Below are 3,026 nucleotides of genomic sequence, written 5' to 3' on the forward strand. Positions count from 1 at the left end.
ACGACCGCACAACAGAACCAATCTGATTTATCTCAGGCTAAATTAGATTTACAAAATACTAAAAATACTCTTTCTGGAGTGGTATCGAATGTCACACAAGCGCAGGAAGATTTAAAAAATACGGAACAAGGCTTGCAAGGTGTTGAGGCTGATTTAAGTAATGTTAAATCACAGGCGGTTCAACAAGGTAAAACAATCATTGATATTCAAAAGAAGAATGATAGTTTGAGTAGTCAAATTGCTGATGCTCAAGGAAATATAACGAGCTTAAAACAAACGGCTCAAGGATTACAGGCAAGCGTTCAGGATAATAAGAATAATATTGCAAATATCAAACAAACTGCAGGAAGCATTCAAAGCACGGTGGCAAGTATGCAGAATGCAGGCGAGAACCTGATTGTCAATAGCGACTTTGAGCAAGGCGGATACCATTGGAATTTGAATGGCTGGCAAATCAGCAATGATGACGAATTTCGTAACCATAAAATCATCTCCAAGACACAAAGTGGCTTAGGCTCTGTAAACTATAACGAGTTCAATGCTACTGACCTGATACCGGTGCAGAAAGGACAGACAATCAGTATCGGGGTTTGGGTCAAAGCAAGCAATGTTGACAGCTCGGGAGACGGAAATTGGGGTGCAACGTTTGGCGTCAATTGGTACGCCGACAATAAATCAGGAAGAAATCATTGGAATGATTTCAATGATAGGACATATTACGGAAATCATGATTGGCAATTCTTAAAAATGGAAGGCTTGCAACCACCTTCAGATAGCCACTTTGCCAGAGCTCACTTCTTTTTGACACAGAACGGGTCAGCACAGTTTGCATTGCCGATTATGGTATATGGTGACAAACTGCCTGCATGGGGTCCAAGTCCATTAGATAGTGCCACAGCTACTGATATGAGTACTGTTGAACAAACGGTCAACGGGTTAAAATCAATTGTTCAGAATAATAAAGGTGATATTTCAACTCTTAAACAAACAGCAAGTGGACTTGAAAGTGATGTCAAGAATAATCATGACAGCATTTCAGTAATCAAACAGACGGCGGACAAGGTTCAAAGCACCGTTTCAAATATGAAAGTTGGTGGAACAAACTTATTGCCGGAAACGCAAAATTACACTGGTTACATTTGTTGGGGTGGAACTGAAATCATTGATGACTATTCTTATAACGATTACCAGTTCAAACCGCAAACAAAGATTATTCATCTTTACCAAACAAACGGCAATCATTCCTTGGATAACGCAATGCCAACTCCGGATAACAAGCCGGTTCATATTATCCAAGGAAAACAGTACACTTTCAGTGCTTATGTATGGCACTATGGCGATACTAGACAAGCCAATGAATTAGTTACACTGTATGCCAACAACGGAAATTCAACACTTGAATTGGGAACAGTAACAACCACGCTGACAAACCAAGCTATTCTTTATCATTTCACATTTACGGCAACGCAAACTGGCGACTATACCCGTTTTCGTGTTGTACACCGTAATAATTGCGATATGGTTAATGGTTCAATGTTCATTGCTGAAATGAAACTTGAAGAAGGCAACGTTGCCACTGATTGGTCTCCAAGCCCTTATGATATGGCTTCACAAGATGACCTTTCGTCAGTGGAACAGACCGTCAGCAGTTTGACGTCAACCGTTCAGAGTCATAGCGGACAGATTTCGCAATTAAAGCAAACATCAGATAGCTTAACCAGTCAAATTGGGAATGCTAATAATGATATTTCGTCATTGAAACAACGTGCTGACAGCATGGAAAGCAACATTTCTGACAACAAGAACGATATTTCGGACTTGCGGCAAACGGCAAACAGTTTGCAATCAAACATTCAGAGCAAGGCTGATATTTCGCAAATCACGCAATTAAGCAATGCTTTTCAAACGGTGGTTCAGAATATTGGCCCGTTCTATCCTGACGGAGATTTCAGTGATGTCGATTTAGGAAAGTACTATGACCCTTGGGACACTTGCCCAAACTTGGATAATTTCAGTGTTGTAACCAACAACAAAGACTGGGGTTACTATCTTCAAATCTATACACCACACGGAACAATCAACAAAGCAATCACTAAGGAATATCTGCCAATTAACGCTCAATATTCGTTGACGTTCAAAGGTAAGAGTCTTCTTAGTTACGGTGGGAAGTTGAACGGTTCGTTCATGGTGTACATGCACTTTTTCGATAGTAACAAAAACGCAATTCAGAACCAAGCTTCGTACTATAAGTATGATAACAACAACGTCTGGCAAGATTTCAGTTTGTCATTCACACCGCCAAGCAATGCGGCTTATGTCCGTGTCGAAACCGTGTTAGACAATAGCAAAGGGGACGGCGTTTATTGGGGTGCGCTGGACAATCTATCTTTAGACAACGGCGGTTCAACGATTGCTTCAAAGATTTCTCAAATGGCTGATGACATCAATATGCGAGTTCAGAAAGGCGACTTGCTTTCACAAATCAATATTCAAGCTGGCAGCACATTGATTCAGTCTAAGAAGTTATTCTTAGACGCTTCAAGTGTTGTTTTCAGCGGCAATGCGTTTATTCCGAGCGCTGCTATCACTGATTTATCGGCTGACAAAATCACAGCTGGAACACTGAATGCTGGAAATGTCAATATCATCAACCTTGACGTCAACAAACTTGTCGGAAATACTACCGAGTTCGTTCGTTCAGGTTGGACGAACGCTTATGGATCACACGTTCAGATTGACGGTGGCGGAATGGGTGTTAGTTATGGAGATTGGTACACACGTTTTGACGGAAACGGAATGACATTTAAAGACGGGAATGAAGTTCTTGGGGGTTTTACTCGTGTCGGAATGGTTAGTGCTCCAAGTTGGTACAACGGTTTGGCATTCAATGCCGGTGGGGACGCAGAGTTCTTGTCAATTGGTGCGCAAGATTACGGAAATGACAACCAAAACCCAGTGCCAGCCAAGTTGCTATGGATGAGACAAGGTATCAATACCTATGGGTATCAACCCGGCTGGAATTTCTG

1 pseudogene is annotated in these 3,026 nt (G+C 41.5%); it reads left to right on the top strand.

What is annotated here, in order from left to right:
* Positions 1-3,026, top strand: a pseudogene (locus tag FC33_RS08375) (hypothetical protein); the annotation flags it as partial.

It is taken from the genome of Ligilactobacillus aviarius subsp. aviarius DSM 20655, assembly GCF_001436315.1.
Classification (GTDB): domain Bacteria; phylum Bacillota; class Bacilli; order Lactobacillales; family Lactobacillaceae; genus Ligilactobacillus; species Ligilactobacillus aviarius.